The 15,666-nt window shown below is 72.9% G+C and carries 12 protein-coding genes, 2 tRNA genes and 4 pseudogenes; 11 read left to right on the top strand and 7 right to left on the bottom strand.

Features of this window, described 5'->3' with window-relative positions; translation table 11 throughout:
- Nucleotides 1-28 precede the first annotated feature (28 nt).
- From BN2279_RS14825 to BN2279_RS14815, 3 genes and pseudogenes are all read right to left on the bottom strand, one after another.
- Nucleotides 29-931 (bottom strand): annotated as a pseudogene (locus tag BN2279_RS14825) (serine/threonine-protein kinase); the annotation flags it as partial.
- A gap of 75 nt (nt 932-1,006) precedes the next feature.
- Nucleotides 1,007-1,504, bottom strand: coding sequence for a MarR family winged helix-turn-helix transcriptional regulator (locus BN2279_RS14820; protein WP_059009768.1), 498 nt, complete (start codon nt 1,502-1,504; stop codon nt 1,007-1,009).
- Entirely contained in the window at nt 1,501-2,124 is a 624-nt protein-coding gene (locus BN2279_RS14815; RefSeq protein ID WP_059009767.1) for a DJ-1/PfpI family protein, read from the bottom strand. The genes BN2279_RS14820 and BN2279_RS14815 overlap by 4 nt, the downstream gene beginning before the upstream one ends.
- Before the next feature lie 90 nt (nt 2,125-2,214).
- Here BN2279_RS14815 and BN2279_RS14810 point away from each other — a divergent pair, with 90 nt between their 5' ends.
- Entirely contained in the window at nt 2,215-2,874 is a 660-nt protein-coding gene (locus BN2279_RS14810; protein ID WP_059009765.1) for a GntR family transcriptional regulator, read from the top strand.
- A gap of 48 nt (nt 2,875-2,922) precedes the next feature.
- Nucleotides 2,923-3,527: pseudogene (locus tag BN2279_RS14805) on the top strand (hypothetical protein).
- Between the two features lie 38 nt (nt 3,528-3,565).
- Here the strand turns inward: BN2279_RS14805 and BN2279_RS14800 are convergent.
- Entirely contained in the window at nt 3,566-4,270 is a 705-nt protein-coding gene (locus BN2279_RS14800; RefSeq protein WP_059009763.1) for an SLATT domain-containing protein, read from the bottom strand.
- Nucleotides 4,271-4,429: 159 nt separating this feature from the next.
- On the opposite strand from BN2279_RS14800, the gene purD reads away from it, so the two are divergent.
- From purD to BN2279_RS14775, 6 genes and pseudogenes are all read left to right on the top strand, one after another.
- Nucleotides 4,430-5,716, top strand: a complete 1,287-nt coding sequence (gene purD / locus BN2279_RS14795; RefSeq protein WP_059009761.1) for a phosphoribosylamine--glycine ligase — start codon at nt 4,430-4,432, stop codon at nt 5,714-5,716.
- 257 nt (nt 5,717-5,973) lie between these two features.
- Entirely contained in the window at nt 5,974-7,536 is a 1,563-nt protein-coding gene (locus BN2279_RS14790; RefSeq protein WP_059009759.1) for a M48 family metalloprotease, read from the top strand.
- A 197-nt stretch (nt 7,537-7,733) separates the two neighbouring features.
- The gene (locus BN2279_RS14785) at nt 7,734-9,206 is read left to right on the top strand and encodes a N,N-dimethylformamidase beta subunit family domain-containing protein (RefSeq protein ID WP_059009757.1); all 1,473 of its coding nucleotides are present in this window, start codon (nt 7,734-7,736) and stop codon (nt 9,204-9,206) included.
- Between the two features lie 92 nt (nt 9,207-9,298).
- Nucleotides 9,299-9,527, top strand: a pseudogene (locus BN2279_RS31495) (phosphoribosylaminoimidazolesuccinocarboxamide synthase); the annotation flags it as partial.
- A 148-nt stretch (nt 9,528-9,675) separates the two neighbouring features.
- A pseudogene (locus BN2279_RS31490) lies at nt 9,676-10,257 on the top strand (phosphoribosylaminoimidazolesuccinocarboxamide synthase); the annotation flags it as partial.
- Between the two features lie 462 nt (nt 10,258-10,719).
- Complete coding sequence (locus tag BN2279_RS14775; RefSeq protein ID WP_104531036.1) at nt 10,720-11,382, top strand: pentapeptide repeat-containing protein; 663 nt, start codon at nt 10,720-10,722, stop codon at nt 11,380-11,382.
- A gap of 67 nt (nt 11,383-11,449) precedes the next feature.
- Here BN2279_RS14775 and BN2279_RS14770 read toward each other — a convergent pair.
- The 3 genes from BN2279_RS14770 to BN2279_RS14760 all read right to left on the bottom strand — a co-directional run bounded on the left by BN2279_RS14770 (nt 11,450) and on the right by BN2279_RS14760 (nt 12,092).
- Nucleotides 11,450-11,522: transfer RNA gene (locus BN2279_RS14770), tRNA-Gly, on the bottom strand.
- A 78-nt stretch (nt 11,523-11,600) separates the two neighbouring features.
- Nucleotides 11,601-11,675, bottom strand: a tRNA-Gly gene (locus tag BN2279_RS14765).
- Nucleotides 11,676-11,762: 87 nt separating this feature from the next.
- Nucleotides 11,763-12,092: a histone-like nucleoid-structuring protein Lsr2 gene (locus BN2279_RS14760; RefSeq protein ID WP_059009755.1), complete on the bottom strand. Its 330-nt coding sequence runs from the start codon at nt 12,090-12,092 to the stop codon at nt 11,763-11,765.
- A 345-nt stretch (nt 12,093-12,437) separates the two neighbouring features.
- On the opposite strand from BN2279_RS14760, the gene purS reads away from it, so the two are divergent.
- From purS to purL, 3 genes are read left to right on the top strand one after another with little or no spacing between them, the layout of a single operon-like run.
- Nucleotides 12,438-12,701 (top strand): phosphoribosylformylglycinamidine synthase subunit PurS, encoded by a 264-nt coding sequence (gene purS, locus BN2279_RS14755; protein ID WP_059009753.1) that lies wholly within the window; start codon nt 12,438-12,440, stop codon nt 12,699-12,701.
- Nucleotides 12,698-13,384 carry a phosphoribosylformylglycinamidine synthase subunit PurQ gene (gene purQ / locus BN2279_RS14750; protein WP_059009751.1) on the top strand — a complete coding sequence of 229 codons (687 nt, stop codon included), beginning with the start codon at nt 12,698-12,700 and terminating at the stop codon, nt 13,382-13,384. The genes purS and purQ overlap by 4 nt, the downstream gene beginning before the upstream one ends.
- Nucleotides 13,384-15,651 (top strand): phosphoribosylformylglycinamidine synthase subunit PurL, encoded by a 2,268-nt coding sequence (gene purL / locus BN2279_RS14745; RefSeq protein WP_059009749.1) that lies wholly within the window; start codon nt 13,384-13,386, stop codon nt 15,649-15,651. Before purQ ends, purL begins: the two co-directional genes overlap by 1 nt.
- Nucleotides 15,652-15,666 lie beyond the last annotated feature (15 nt).

Here is a 15,666-nt window from a genome sequence, read left to right as displayed (position 1 = left end):
GCGCCTTGACGGCGGGGGTGTCGGTGCGGCTCTCGGGGTTCTCGGAGTCGAGCAGCTCGATGGCGTGGCGGCCGAGCTGGGCGACGGGTTCGCCGGGCAGCCAGGGTTCGCGGGAGCCGTCGGGCCCGGTGGCGGCGAGCAGTTCCTCGACGGTGGTGCGGCGCTCGGGTTCCTTGGCGAGACAGCCGGATATGAGACGGCGCAGGTTCTCCGGGACTTCCGTCAGGTCCGGCGTCTCCTCGGCTATGCGGAACATGAGGATGTGCACGCCGGAGTCGAGCGCGCCGAACGGGGTGCGGCCGGTCGCCGCGTAGGCGAGCAGCGAGCCGAGGCAGAAGATGTCGCTGGCGGGGGTCAGCCGCTGGCCGCGCACCTGCTCGGGGGACATGAAGCCGGGGGAGCCGACCGTGGCGCCGGTCCTGGTCACGGACTCGCCGGTGGACTCCAGGGCGCGGGCGATGCCGAAGTCGATGACGCGCGGCCCGTCGATGGTGACCAGCACGTTGGACGGCTTCAGGTCCCGGTGGACCAGGCCGGCGCCGTGGATGTCGCGCAGCGCGTGGGCCAGGCCGTTGGCCAGGAGCAGCACGCTGCGCTCGGGCAGCGGGCCGAAGTCGCGGCCGACCACCTCGTGCAGCGAGGGTCCCGCGATGTAACCGGTGGCCACCCAGGGCGTGGCCGCCTCGGTGTCGGCGTCGAGAACGGGCGCGGTCCACCGGCCCCCCACCCGGCGGGCCGCGGTGATCTCCAGCGCGAACCGGCGCCGGAAGTCGTGCTCCTGGGCCAGCTCGCGGCGGATCGTCTTCACGGCCACGGTGCGTCCGCGCTCGGAGCGGGCCAGGAAGACCTGCCCCATCCCCCCTTCCCCGAGCCTTCCGAGCAGGCGGTACTGACCGATCCGGCGCGGGTCGTCTGGCATCAGCCGGTCCATGTGGAGCAGCTCCCCCGATGTGTCGTTGGTTGCCTCACCGAGGATAGAGGTGAACGCCCCGGCAGCCTATGCGGGTCACCGGGCGCTTCGGGGGGAGGCCGTTCCGGTGACCGTCCCGCCGCCGTCGAGCCGGTCCAGCGCGTCCGACAGCCGCGTCAGCGCGTCCAGCGCCTCGGTGAACTCCCGCTCCCCGCCCAGCGCTTCCGCCAGCCGGGCGGCGAACTCCGCGTGCCCGGGGCCGATGCGCCGGATCGCGGCCCGGCCCTCGGCGGTGGGGGTGACCAGCTTGGCCCTGCGGTGGGCCGGGTTGGGCTCGTACGCCGCCAGGCCGCGTGCCACGAGGAGGTCGGCGACGCGCTGCACGCTCTGCCGGGTGATGCCCATGACCCGCGCGATGCCCGCCACCGGCAGCGGCTCGTCGAGCACCGCGCCCAGCACCTGCCACCACGCGGCCGTCAGCCCGGCGGGCCGCGCCAGCCGCTCGGCCACGGACAGGAACTGCCCGTTGAGCCGGAAGGCGGTCAGCGCGGTGCCGGACAGCAGCTCCTGGCGCCGGTGGGTGTCGCCGCTCATCCGGCCGCCGCCACGGTCTCGTACGCCGACGCGTCCGAGTGCGCGAACAGGCGGAACCAGGCGTCCAGCACCTCCGGTCCGAAGACGCCGAGCCGCGCGAAGATCTCCCGGGCGAACGCCTCGGGGTCGGTCGGCCCGGCCGTGACGACGTCCCGGTCGGTGACCGCGTCGGCCTCCCGGTACAGCGCGCCGCCCGCGTAACCGCTGAGCGCCAGCACCTGCGCCGCCGCGCCGGTGTGCGCGCGGTCGTCGAGCAGGCCCTCGCGGGCCAGCCCGACCGTCGCGCCGCAGATCGCGGCCACCGGCACACCGGCCGCGAGGAAGTCGCGCGCGGCGCGGGCGAACGGCGTCAGCGCCGTCCCGGTCATCCACAGGTCCGCGCCGGGCAGGATCAGCATCGCGCTGTCCTCGGGCCGCAGGTCGGCCAGGGCGAGGTCGGGCAGCCAGCGCAGCCCGCCGACGGTGGTGACCGGCTCGGTGGTCGGGCCCACGGCCAGCACCCGGTACCCGCGCCGGGCCAGCTCGGCGACGGCGTGGCCGGTCTCCCAGTCGGCGAGCGTGTCGTAGACGGCCAGATGAACGGTGGGCCGGGAGTCGGGGGACTTGGGGGTGGTGCGCACGGTGCCTCCTGGTGGCGATGTCGATGACAGGATTCTGTCGCTTAGACAGCATTCTGTCAATCATCGGGGGCGTCTGTAGGCTGTGCTGCCGTGATTCAACGCAGCACCTTGCGCGAGCAGCTCGCCGACGCCCTGCGGGAAGAGATCCTGGCCGGGCGGCTCGCCCCCGGGGGGGAGTTCACCGTCCGCGAGATCGCCGAGCAGTACGGCGTCTCCGCGACCCCGGTGCGCGAAGCCCTCGTCGATCTGTCGGCGCAGGGGCTGCTGGAGGTGGAACAGCACCGCGGCTTCCGCATCAGGCGGTTCTCGCTGGCCGACTTCCGGTACATGATCGAGGCCCAGACCCTCGTCAGCGACGGAATCCTGCACGGGAACCCGGCGTTAAGCCTGCGCGAGGCGGTCCCGGAGGCGTTCACCTCCATCCGCCGCCGCGCCGCCGCCGCCCGCCAGGCCGCCCTGGCCGGCGATCTGGACATCCTCGTCGCCTACGACCTCCGCTTCTGGCGCGAGCTGGACGCGCTGCTCGGCAACCCGCACATCGGGGAGTTCCTCGACCGGCTGCGCGTCGCCTGCTGGGCGTTCGCCGTGCCGCACCTGCGCCGCCAACCGACCGCTCTGGCCGGGCGGTTGTGGGCGGGCCACCTGGAACTGGCCGACGCCGTCGAACGCCGGGACACCGCCGAGGCCGACCGGCTGCTCCGCGCCCACCGCACCCACGCGCTGGCCCTCGCCGTGCAACTCGCCGACTAGGCTGGCAGTTGCCGAACGTCCGACCAAGCGCCGAGAGAGAGCCGCTTCGTGGCCTGTGACCTGTGGCTGGTCCCCCTCGTCGATGTGCTGTGCCACAGCCCCGACAACCCCTTCGCGGAAGAACTCGCCGAGTACGACCGGGCCCTGGCCGAGGCCGGACTGCCCCCGGTGCCGGTCCACGGGTACGTCCCCGGCACATCGGGAGCCGTCGCCCCGGTCGCCGGCTTCGACTACGCCGCGCTCCACCTGCTGCGCCGGGCGTACCTGCTCCAGCTCAGCGGGCTGCCCGTGACGCCTGCCGAAGAACTGGACGGCGACTACCAGCAGTTGCTGGAGATGTTCGAGGCGAACGCCCAAGGAGCGCACCTCGTCTGGCACTTCGACCACGCGGGCGCCTACGTCCCGGTGGACTTCCCGCGTCCGCTGGTCAACGAGTCGCTGCTGTCCGGCGGCGGCCCGCTGGGCTCCAGCCATGGGCTGCTGCGCGAACTGGAGCTGGTCGCCCCGGTCCTGGACATCGACCCGCGCCACCCCCCGCCGCGCTGCGGGGCTACGGAGACGGTCCGTTCGCCCAGGAGCGCCACGTCTGGCTCGGCCTCCACGCGGCGGCCACCCGCAGCCTCGCCCAGGGCTCGATGATCGTCTTCAGCTAGCCGCCCCCGCCCCGGTTCACGACCGGTTCACCACCGGTTCACGGCCGGGGCGGCTCGCCGGGGCGCTGGCGCGGCATGCTCGGCCGCATGGCGAACTCGCCGGAGAAGCCGGGGTAACGGTGCCTGCGCGGCTGCTCGCCCTCCACGGCCCCCGGCCCGCCCGGCGCCCGGTCCGCCGCCGGGACCGCGTTCCCGCCGAACTCCCGCATCCACGCGGCCGTTTCCGTCCGCACCAACTCGGTGACGTCCTCGGAGAACCGCCGCAGCACCGCCAGCCGCCGCTCCGCCGCCTCGCCCGGCGGGCCCTCCGGCTCCCGCACGTCCTCCGCCGCCCAGTCGTAGCGCAGCGCCGTCAGCCGCCGCCCCACCGCCTGCGCGGTCGCCACGTCCCGCATCCACCCCGACGTCAGCCCGAGGTACCGGTCGCAGCCGAGGCAGAACGCCGCGCCCAGCAGCGCGAGGCAGGCCCAGCGTTCGAGACCGGAGCCGAACAGCGGCAGCGCGACGCCGCCCGCCACGCCCGCCACCGTCCCGGACCGCAGCAGCCGGGCCGCCCGCCGTTTCCACAGCCGGTCCGCGAAGTACCACTCGACGGTCCGCAGCGCCTCCGCCTCCGCCCAGGTGTAGAGCTGCGCCAGCCGGGCCGCCCCGGCGTCGTCGGCGCTCGCAGCGTTACCGGCGGTCCCGCCGTTCCGGCCGACGCCCTCGGACTCCTCGTGTGTCTCGAACTGATCAGGGGGCATAAGCGCATTTCTTACCGTTTCCGGCACCGCTCCCCGCTCCGCCCGTTCCGCGCCGACCCGGGCGGAACCGGCACGAACCGGCGGCGGGCCGACCGCCCCGGGCCCCACCCCCTCACCCGAAAGAGTGGGCCGCCGAGCGCCGCCGTTAGGCTGCCCCGCGTGAGGATTCTTGTCATCGGCGGCGGCGCCCGCGAACACGCCCTGTGCCACGCACTGATCAGCGACCCGGCCGTCAGTGAGCTGCACTGCGCCCCCGGCAACGCCGGAATCGCCGCCGTGGCGACCCGGCACGAGGTCGACGCGCTCGACGGCGCGGCCGTCGCCGCGCTGGCCGGCCGGCTCGGCGCCGACCTGGTCGTCGTCGGCCCGGAGGCCCCGCTGGTGGCGGGCATCGCCGACGCGGTGCGCGCCGCCGGGATCCCGGTCTTCGGCCCGTCCGGCGACGCCGCCCGACTGGAGGGCAGCAAGGCGTTCGCGAAGGAGGTCATGGCCGCCGCGGGCGTGCCGACCGCCCGCTCCTACGTCTGCGTCACCCCCGAGGAGGCCGACGAGGCGCTGGACGCCTTCGGCCCGCCGTACGTGGTGAAGGACGACGGCCTCGCCGCGGGCAAGGGCGTCGTGGTGACCGACGACCTCGAAAGCGCCCGCGCACACGCCCGCGCCTGTGACCGGGTGGTCATCGAGGAGTACCTCGACGGGCCCGAGGTCTCCCTCTTCGCGGTCACCGACGGCGTGACCGTCGTACCGCTCCAGCCCGCCCAGGACTTCAAACGGGCCCTCGACGGCGACGCCGGCCCCAACACCGGCGGCATGGGCGCGTACTCGCCGCTGCCGTGGGCCGACCCCAAGCTCACCGACGAGGTGATGGAGACCGTCCTGCGGCCCACCGTCGAGGAGATGCGCCGGCGCGGCACCCCGTTCTCCGGGCTGCTCTACGCCGGGCTCGCCCTCACCTCGCGCGGCGTGCGGGTCGTGGAGTTCAACGCCAGGTTCGGCGACCCGGAGACCCAGGTCGTGCTGGCCCGCCTGCGCACGCCGCTGGCCGGGCTGCTGCACGCCGCGGCCACCGGGGAACTGGCGGACTTCCCGCCGCTGCGCTGGAGCGACGGCGCGGCCGTCACGGTCGTGATCGCCGCCGGGGGATACCCCGAGGCGCCGCGCGCCGGTGACCCGATCGAGGGCCTCGACGACGTGGCCGCCCACGACGGCCCCGAGGCGTACGTCCTGCACGCCGGGACGGCGCTCGACGCCGACGGCCGCGTCGTCAGCGCGGGCGGCCGGGTGCTGTCCGTGACCGCCACCGGACCGGACCTCGCGCAGGCCAGGGCGCTGGCCTACCGTTCCGTCGCCCGCGTCCGGCTGGCCGGGTCGCACCACCGCACGGACATCGCCGCGCGGGCCGCCGGCGCGGTTCCCTCCTCTCCCCAAAGCCCCACCATCGAGTGACCGTGGGGCTGAGCGGCTGACGTGCACGCGCTAGCTTGTTTTTTCAAGAAGAAGACGGCATACGGTGTTTGACCCGGTCTCGTGTGCGCGGGGTGGTGTATAAGAGGCAGCTGCCGCCCCGCCCTACGGCGTTCGGCTCACCGCGCATTGCGATGTCAGCGGCCGGTGCCACAGTGGGAGAGCCGCCGGTCTTTCGGACCGCGCGGAGTGGGCACTCGTGGGGTTCGGCCGGGGTTCGGCGAAGCGGAGGGCAGGGCATGGTGCAGCACGAAGCGTCGCGCGACCGCACACACTCCGCGCAGGATCACGCCCTGGCAGTGCTCCGCGTGCGGAACAACGCGCTGGCCGTGGGCCTGCTGCCCACGGCCTTCGCCGTCGTCCTGTTCGCCGGCAGCGGCGGCCCGCTGGCCACCCTGCGCTGGCCCGCCGCCGCCGTCGCCGTCCTCACCGGCGCCGTGGCCGCCGCCGCCGGGCTGACTATCGCCCGCGCCCGGCCCGCCGTCACCCCCACGATCGAGGTGACCGAGCGCTCGGCGCCCGCTCTCCACGGGCTGATACGGGAGCTGGCGGAGCGCCTCGACGTGCCGCCGCCCAGCGCCATCGCCCTCACCCCCGACTGCGACAGTTGGCTGGAGGAGCCGCCGGGCCCGCCGCCCCGCGGCGGCGCGGCCGGGGCCGTCGCCCCGACGCTGGTCATCGGCTCGCCGTTCCTGTGGTGGATGCGGGTGGCGGAGCTGCGCGCCCTGCTGGCGCCCGTCGTCGCGGGCACCGGGCCCTCCGCCCACCCCGACATCGCCTCGGCCCGCCGCTGCCTGCGCTCCTGGGACGCCTGCATAGGTCTCGCCGCCGGCACCTCGCCGTTCCGCCGCCCGCTGCTCGCCCTGTCCGCCCGCGTCGCCCGGATCATGCTCGGGGCCGCGGCCGGCCACAGCACCGAGATGGAACGCGGGGTCGCCGCCGCGGCCTCGGCCCGCGCCCAGAGCGTCGACCAGGGGCTGCGGATCGTCGCGCAGGAGCAGGTCGGCCTCGCCTACGCGGGCTGGGACCGGCTGCTGACCCGGGTGGCGCTGCCGGCCTGGCGCATCGGCCGCTGGCCCAGACGGCTGGACGCGGGCGCCGCCGCCGCGCTCACCGAGCTGTCCCGCCGCGACCGGCTCGCCGAGGGCTTCACCGCCCGGCTGGCCGAGCGCCCCGCCTGCGACCTGCTGGAGGAGCCCGGCGCGGTGGACGAGGAGATCTCGCTGCTCGCCGCCCGCCTCTTCCACGGCATCCCCTCCGGTCCCGGCGCCGCGTGGGCGCCCGTCGACTGGGCCGCGTACCCCGAGGAGGTCGTGGACCGCGTCTGGCGCGACCGCGCGGCCCGCCTCTTCACCGTGCTGGACGCCGCCGAGACCCCGACCCTGGACCGCGCCCTGAAGGGCCTGGTGGACGCAGCCGCCGTCGCGGACGGCACGGACGCGCTGGCCGCCCGCCTCGGCGCCGACGCCGCGCGGGCCGAGGCCCCGCCCGTCGCCCAGCCGGCGGGCCCGCCCGGCGGCGCGCCGCTCCCGATACCGCTCCCGCTGCAGGCGCCGCGCAGCGACCGCGACCTGCTCCTCGAACACGTCGCCGCCGCCGTCTGCTGCGCCGCCGCCGACACGTCGAACGCGGCCCCGGGGCTCGACTGGCTGGACGGCCCGGTGCTCCTCCTCGACGGCCGGCGCCACGACGGCCTGTCGGCGCCCGTCCACAGCCTCGTCGACGACGGCGACCCGGCGCCGCTGCTGGACTGGCTCGCCCATGCCGGGGTCCGCCCCGACAAGCCGGTGCGCCTCGTCTGACGCGACGGCGCGCGCACGCCGAACGGACAAGGCGGGCGCGACATTTCCCCTTCACGGGTACTCGACACACTTCGCCCCCGGCGCCAGTATCAGGCCATCACCTCCCGCCGTTCCCGCGACGAGCGGTGATCGCCCGCTTGCCATATGTGATGTGCTGGGTTCCGGCATTCACTGTCCGGAGGCGCAGGGAGGGGAGCTTGAGAGAAAGCACGGAGCGCATCCGACGCTGGGAGTCGGGCGCGTTCACGCATCCGGTCTCCGACCCGTTCGGCCAGGGACCGCTGCCCTGGCTCCGGGCGGGTGAGGGGCATCTCTCCGGCAGCGGCCCCGCCGCCCTGCCCGCCCAGGCCACCCGGGGGTCGGCCCGCCGCCCGGCGGGGCCCCGCACCGCCGACGACTTCCAGTGCCAGATCAAGGGATTCGCCGCCGACGACGGAGTCGTCGCGCCCGGCCGGCCGCTGGACTTCCGCGTGACGGTGGACCCGCCGGGCGAGTTCACCATCGACATCTACCGGATCGGCCACTTCGACAACGACGGCGCCCAGTTGCTCCTGCGCAGCCCGAAGCTGATGGGCATCCGCCAGCCGCCCCCGCTGATCGCCGGCCGCACCGTCTCCTGCCACCACTGGTGGCTCTCCTGGCGCCTCCAGGTGCCCGACGACTGGCAGCCAGGCGCGCATGTCGCCGTCCTCACCACGGCGGACGGCGAGTTCAGGTCGCACATTCCGTTCACCGTCCGGGACGACCGCCCCGCCGACCTGCTGCTCGTCCTGCCCGACATCACCTGGCAGGCGTACAACCTCTTCCCCGAGGACGGCCGCAGCGGCGCCAGCCTCTACCACGCGTGGGACGGCGTCGGCCGCCTGCTGGGCGAGCGGGACGCCGCCGTCACCGTCTCGTTCGACCGCCCCTACGCCGGCTCGGGGCTGCCCCTGCACGCCGGGCACGCCTACGACTTCATCCGCTGGGCCGAGCGGTACGGGTACGACCTCGCGTACACCACGGCCCGCGACCTGCACGCCGGACGCGTCGTGCCCTCCCGCTACCGGGGCCTGATCTTCTGCGGCCACGACGAGTACTGGTCGGTGCCGATGCGCACCGCCGTCGAGGAGGCCAGGGACGCGGGCACCTCCCTGGTCTTCCTCTCCGCCAACAGCATGTACTGGCAGGTGTCGCTCGGCCCGCTGCCCTCCGGCGACGAGGACCGGCTGCTGAGCTGCCGCAAACGCCAGGGCCCCGGCCGCGCCGTCCTCTGGCGCGAGCAGGGCCGGCCCGAACAGCTCCTCCTCGGCGTCCAGTACGCCGGCCGCGTCCCGCGCCCGCACCCGCTGATCGTGCGCAACGCGGGGCACTGGCTGTGGGAGGCGACCGGCGCCCGGGAGGGCGACGAAGTACCCGGCCTCGTCGCGGGCGAGGCCGACCGTTACCACCCCCGCACGCCGCTGCCCGACTCGCTCAGCCGCGTCCTCCTCGCCCCCTCGCCGTACCGCGACGAGTCGGGCGCCCGCCGCCACCAGGAGACGTCGCTGTACCGGGCGCCGAGCGGAGCCTGGGTGTTCGCGTCGGGAACCTTCGCGTGGTCACCCGCCCTGAGCCGCCCCGGGCACACGGACGCGCGTATCCAGCGGGCCACCGCGAACCTCCTGGACCGCATCTGCAAACGCGACTGACGGCACCTCGCGCCCCCGCGACGAAACGGACACCGGCCTGCGTGACAATGGTTCGGCGCGGCTCATCCACCCCAAGTTAGCCAGGAGGCACTGTGCCAGGATTCGTTGAGAAGCCCGAGCCCGTGCCGGTGCCGGGACTTGTGCACCTGCACACCGGGAAGGTGCGCGATCTCTACCGGAACGAGGCCGGCGATCTCGTCATGGTCGCCAGCGACCGCGTCTCGGCCTACGACTGGGTGCTCGGCAGCGAGATCCCGGACAAGGGCCGGATCCTGACCAAACTCTCGCTGTGGTGGTTCGACCAGCTCGCCGATCTGGCCCGCGCTAGTCCACTACGTACTCTGAAGCCAGTGTACGTAACTGCTCCATCCGACTTTCTAGCCCGTCTGTTCGTTGTAAGAGTATGATGTGCACCCGAGAAAGGTCCCTATCCGCTTCGTCGGCAGCGGCAGATTTGAATAGGAGGCAGGCCCGCGGCTATCTGACCGGCTCGGGCCTGGAGGAGTACAACCGGGACCGCACGGTCTGCGGCCTCGCCCTGCCCCCGGGCCTGTCCGACGGCTCCGAGCTGCCCGGCCCGATCTTCACCCCCGCCACCAAGGCCGCCGTCGGCTCGCACGACGAGAACGTGAGCTACGAGGAGGTCGCCCGCCAGGTCGGCGCGGACATCGCCGCCAAGCTGCGCCAGACCACCGTCGCGCTCTACAACCGCGCCCGGAACATCGCCCGGGACCGCGGCCTGATCCTGGCCGACACGAAGTTCGAGTTCGGCCGGACCGACGACGCGGGCCCGGACGACCCGCTGGTGCTGGCCGACGAGGTGCTGACCCCGGACTCGTCCCGGTTCTGGCGCAAGGACGAATGGCAGCCGGGCCGCCGGCAGAAGCCGTACGACAAGCAGTTCATTCGCGACTGGCTCAGCTCGCCCGAGGCCGCCTGGGACCGCACCGGCGACACCCCGCCCCCCGCGCTGCCGCAGGAGGTTGTGGACCAGACGCGCGCCCGCTACACCGAGGCGTACCGCCTGCTGACCGGCCAGTCCTGGGACTGACCTCTCCCCTCGCGTCACCGCCGCGCCGAGCCCCCGCCCGCTTGGCGCGGCGGTGACGCGAGGGGAGAGGTCAGTCGGTCTGCTGCTTTTTTTTTTTACCCACAAGAAGCCGGCAACGGTTTTTCCCCCCTTCCTGGGGGGCGCGGAGATGTGTAAAAGAGCCGGCCCCCCCGCCCCGGCCCCCCCCCCCCCCCGCCGCAACCTTGCGACGCCAGGGCCTCGCCGCGCGGGTGAGGCACACGACCACGGGCCCGGACCACCCCCACCGCCTGCGGATGACGCGCAGCGTCTTTCGGGGACGCCGCCAGAGCCGTGCGGTCCAGTACCTCCCTCGCCATAGCGGTCGACCGGACTCCCGTCATGCGGCGCCGGGTGTCTGTCCTTCGCCGAAGGTCCGGCCCTCACCCGGACACGGCCGCAGGCCGGACCACCCCCGCTTCGAAAAGGTGGTCGAATAGCGTCATGTCCCGCTCCGACCACGACCGTGACCGCGCCCGCCCCCGCGCCCATATCGATCCCGTCTCCCCCGAGCCGCCGGTGCCCGATCCCGCGCTCGTGATCCGCGACGAGGACTGGTACGGCCAGGACATCTCCGGCCGCCGTTACGACCACCACAGCTTCATCGACACCGACTGGACCGAGGTGACCGACGAGGGCGCGGTCTTCGACCACTGCGTGTTCTCCGGCGTCCGGTTCAACGCCTCCCGCCACACCGCCGCCGCCTTCACCAACTGCACGTTCCGGCGCTGCGTCTTCTTCGACACGGACTTCACCGACTGCAAGCTGGTCGGCAGCCTCTTCCAGCAGTGCGACTACACGCTCTTCCGCGTCGTCCGGGGCGACTGGTCGTTCGTCGGCTTTCCCGGTGCCGATCTGCGCGAGGCGGTCTTCGACGGCGTCCGCATGCGCGAGGCCGACCTCACGGCCGCCCGGCTGGAGAAGGCGGTGATCACCGGCACCGATCTGTCCGGGGCGATGCTGCACGGCTCCAAGCTCACCGGCGCCGATCTGCGCGGCAGCGATCTGTCGAGCCTCGACCCCCTGACCGTCGAACTGGCCGGCGCGCGGATCGGCCTGGAGCAGGCCGTCACCCTCGCCACGGCCCTCGGCCTGAAAGTCACCTGATCGGCCTGAAAGTCCCCGACAGCACAGCGAAAGGGCCCGGTCCAACAGGACCGGGCCCTTCACGCGGAGCGGACGACGAGATTCGAACTCGCGACCCTCACCTTGGCAAGGTGATGCTCTACCAACTGAGCCACGTCCGCCTGCGCACCACCCGTGACCGGGCGGGGCGACACCTACTGTACCTGATCCCCGAGTGTCCTCGGAGCCGGGTCAGCGGCTGGAGCGGGTGACAGGAATCGCACACTGCGCCTCCCTCTTGGAAAGAGGGTGTTCTGCTACTGAACTACACCCGCGCGGCTCCCGGGGTTTCGGCCTTTCGGCCCTGCCCCTCGGCGCACTCCAGACTCTAGCGGAACACGGGGGGTTGATGGCAACTCGGCTCAATGCACAGGCGCGTGGGCCTCGTTGAAGGCGTCGTACACCTTCTTGGGGATGCGCCCGCGGGCCGGTACGCCCATGCCGTTCGAGCCGGCCCAGGCCCGGACCGTCCGGGGGTCGGGGGCCACCTCGGTGTGGTGGAAGGTCCTGCCGGAACGGGCTCGCTTGCGTCCGGCCTCCACAAAGGGGGCGAGAACGGTCCGCAGTTTCTCCGCGTTGCGCGAGCTGAGGTCGATCTCGTACGTCTTTCCGTCAAGTCCGAAGGCGACCGTTTCCGATGCTTCCCCGCCGTCGATGTCGTCGGCGAGGCTGACCACTACACGCTGTGCCACGGGTATCGGTCCTTCCTGGAGGCTCGCAACCGTGCGACGCCGCCGGGCGGTGTCACCGGCGATTCGCCTGCCGCGATGCTGACGCTCCCACTAGTTCGCGACTATGGTTCTTTTATCCGTGCGCGCTCGGACGGTAAATACCCAGTGGATGAATTCCCCGACCGCGCGTCGTTCCCCCACCGGGGACCTTACTTTTTCTTGGCCGTTTCTTGGAGGCGTTTTCCGCCCTCGATACCTTAACGTGACCGAATCTGCCCTTTCTACCCGCGTAGATTTCCTGGCCGGGTAGGCTGAGAGCCGTGCAGCGTCTCGCACAACACCACCGCACCACCACCGGGAGTACCAGTGGCTCGCGTCGTAGTCGACGTCATGCTCAAGCCGGAGATCCTCGACCCCCAGGGCCAGGCGGTGCAGCGCGCACTGCCCCGGCTGGGCTTTGACGGCGTCCGGGACGTCCGTCAGGGCAAACGGTTCGAGCTGGAGATGGACGGTCCGGTCGACGACACCGTTCTCGACCGTGTCCGGGAGATGGCGAGGACCTTTCTCGCGAACACCGTGATCGAGGACTTCGATGTGCGCGTCGAGGTCACGGAGGAGGAGTCCCGGTGACCACTCGTGTGGGAGTCGTCACATTTCCCGGCTCGCTCGACGAGCGTGACGCCCAGCGCGCCGTAAAGCTCGCCGGTGCCGAGCCGGTCGCGCTCTGGCATGGTGACAAATCGCTGCGGCAGGTCGATGCCGTGATCCTGCCCGGCGGATTCTCCTATGGGGACTATCTTCGCTGCGGCGCCATCGCGCGTTTCTCGCCCGTGATGGAGACGATCATTGAAGAGGCGCGGGCCGGGCTGCCCGTCCTTGGCATCTGCAATGGCTTCCAGATGCTGTGTGAATCACACCTTCTGCCCGGCGCGCTCACCCGCAATGACCATCTTCACTTCATCTGCCGCGATCAGCGGCTGCGCGTGGAGAACGCCGACACCGCCTGGACGCGCGACTACGCCGAGGGCGACGAGATCACCGTCCCGCTGAAGAACGGCGAGGGCGGGTATGTCGCGGACGAGCGGACCCTGGACGAGCTGGAGGCCGAGGGCCGCGTCGTCTTCCGGTACCTCGGCGGCAACCCCAACGGCTCCCGCCGCGACATCGCCGGCGTCACCAACGCCGCGGGGAATGTCGTGGGCCTCATGCCGCACCCCGAGCACGCCGTCGAGGCCCTGACCGGCCCGACGACCGACGGCCTCGCCTTCTTCACCTCCGTCACCACCTCGGTTCTCAGGAAGCTGGTCGCCTGATGCCCGGAACCTCCCCCGCGCTCGACACCGTCAAGCACGCCGCGAGCACCCCCCAGACCGCCCAGCCCTGGGCCGAACTCGGCCTGAAGCAGGACGAGTACGAGCGGATCCGCGAGATCCTCGGCCGCCGCCCCACCGGCGCGGAGCTGGCCATGTACTCCGTGATGTGGTCCGAGCACTGCTCCTACAAGTCCAGCAAGGTCCACCTGCGGCAGTTCGGCGAGAAGGCCCCGGCCAGCGACGCCCTCCTGGTCGGCATCGGGGAGAACGCCGGCGTGGTCGACGTCGGCCAGGGCTACGCGGTGACGTTCAAGGTCGAGTCGCACAACCACCCCTCGTACATCGAGCCGTACCAGGGCGCCGCCACCGGCATCGGCGGCATCGTGCGCGACATCCTCGCGATGGGCGCCCGCCCGGTCGCCGTGATGGACCCGCTGCGCTTCGGCGCCGCCGACCACCCCGACACCCGCCGCGTCCTGCCCGGCGTCGTCGCCGGCATCGGCGGCTACGGCAACTGCCTGGGCCTGCCCAACATCGGCGGCGAGGTCGTCTTCGACCCCTGCTACCAGGGGAACCCGCTGGTCAACGCGCTGTGCGTGGGTGTCATGCGACACGAGGACATCCACCTCGCCAAGGCGTCCGGCACCGGGAACAAGGTCATCCTCTACGGCGCCCGCACCGGCGGCGACGGCATCGGCGGCGTCTCCGTCCTCGCCTCCGAGACCTTCGACGACGACGGCAAGCCCGCCAAGCGCCCGGCGGTCCAGGTCGGCGACCCGTTCCAGGAGAAGCTGCTCATCGAGTGCACCCTGGAGGTCTTCGCGGAGAAGCTCGTCGCGGGCATCCAGGACCTCGGCGGCGCCGGCCTGTCCTGCGCCACGTCCGAGCTGGCCTCGGCCGGCTCCGGCGGCATGCGCGTGGACCTGGACGCCGTCCCGCTGCGCGACTCGTCGCTCTCCCCCGAGGAGATCCTGATGAGCGAGTCGCAGGAGCGGATGTGCGCCGTCGTGGAGCCGGACAAGGTGGACCGGTTCCTGGAGATCTGCGCCAAGTGGGACGTCATCGCCACCGTGATCGGCGAGGTCACCGACGGCGACCGGCTGGAGATCTTCTGGCACGGCGAGCAGATCGTGGACGTGCCGCCGCGCACCGTCGCCCACGAGGGCCCGGTCTACGAGCGGCCCTACGCCCGGCCCGCCTGGCAGGACGCCCTCCAGGCCGACGACCCGGCCCGGCTGCCCCGCCCGGCGGACGGCGACGCGCTGCGCGCCCAGGTGCTCCAGGTCGTCGCCTCGCCGAACCAGGCCGCCAAGACGTGGATCACCGCGCAGTACGACCGCTACGTGCTGGGGAACACCGTGCTCGCCCAGCCCGAGGACAGCGGGATGATCCGCGTGGACGAGGAGACCAACCTCGGCGTCGCGATCGCCACCGACGGCAACGGCCGCTACGCCAAGCTCGACCCGTACGCGGGCGCCCAGCTCGCGCTGGCCGAGTCGTACCGCAACGTCGCCGCCACCGGCGCCCGCCCGCTCGCCGTCACCGACTGCCTGAACTTCGGCTCGCCCGAGGACCCGGCCGTCATGTGGCAGTTCGCGGAGACCACCCGGGGCCTGGCCGACGCCTGCCGGACACTGGGCACCCCGGTCACCGGCGGCAACGTCTCGCTCTACAACCAGACCGGTGACACGGCCATCCACCCCACCCCCGTGGTCGGCGTGCTCGGCGTCATCGACGACGTCACGCGCCGCACGCCGATGGCGTTCGCGGAGGAGGGCCAGCTCCTGTACCTGCTGGGCGACACCGCCGAGGAGTTCGGCGGCTCCGCCTGGTCGCAGGTCGTCCACGGCCACCTCGGGGGCCTGCCGCCGCGCGTGGACCTGGAACGGGAGCGGCTGCTCGCCGAGATCCTGATCGCCGCCTCGCGCGACGGCATGATCGACGCCGCCCACGACCTGTCCGACGGCGGCCTGATCCAGGCCGTCACCGAGTCCTGCCTGCGCGGCGGGAAGGGCGCCAGGCTCGTCGTGCCCGACGGCCTCGACGCCTTCACGTTCCTCTTCTCCGAGTCGGCCGGCCGCGCGATCGTCGCCGTCCCGCGCGGCGAGGAGGTCCGTTTCACGGACATGTGCCGCGCCCGCGCCCTGCCGGCGACCCGCGTCGGGGTGATCGACGGGGACGCCGTCGAGGTGCAGGACGCGTTCACCATCGGCCTGGCGGAGCTGCGCGAGGCCCACGAGCGGACGCTTCCCGGGCTCTTCGCCTGACGGCGAGCCTGGGAG

The organism is Streptomyces specialis, assembly GCF_001493375.1.
In the GTDB taxonomy this organism is placed as follows: Bacteria; Actinomycetota; Actinomycetes; order Streptomycetales; family Streptomycetaceae; genus Streptomyces; species Streptomyces specialis.
Note: the sequence above shows the minus strand (reverse complement) of the source record. Positions and strands in the feature narration are given on the sequence as shown.

Bases quoted from the DNA above. Each gene is read 5' to 3' on its own strand.
- purL (WP_059009749.1), top strand. From the start codon at position 13,384: ATGCCCGGAACCTCCCCCGCGCTCGACACCGTCAAGCACGCCGCGAGC.
- BN2279_RS14775 (WP_104531036.1), top strand. From the start codon at position 10,720: ATGTCCCGCTCCGACCACGACCGTGACCGCGCCCGCCCCCGCGCCCAT.
- BN2279_RS14820 (WP_059009768.1), bottom strand. From the start codon at position 1,504: ATGAGCGGCGACACCCACCGGCGCCAGGAGCTGCTGTCCGGCACCGCG.
- BN2279_RS14800 (WP_059009763.1), bottom strand. From the start codon at position 4,270: ATGCCCCCTGATCAGTTCGAGACACACGAGGAGTCCGAGGGCGTCGGC.
- BN2279_RS14790 (WP_059009759.1), top strand. From the start codon at position 5,974: ATGGTGCAGCACGAAGCGTCGCGCGACCGCACACACTCCGCGCAGGAT.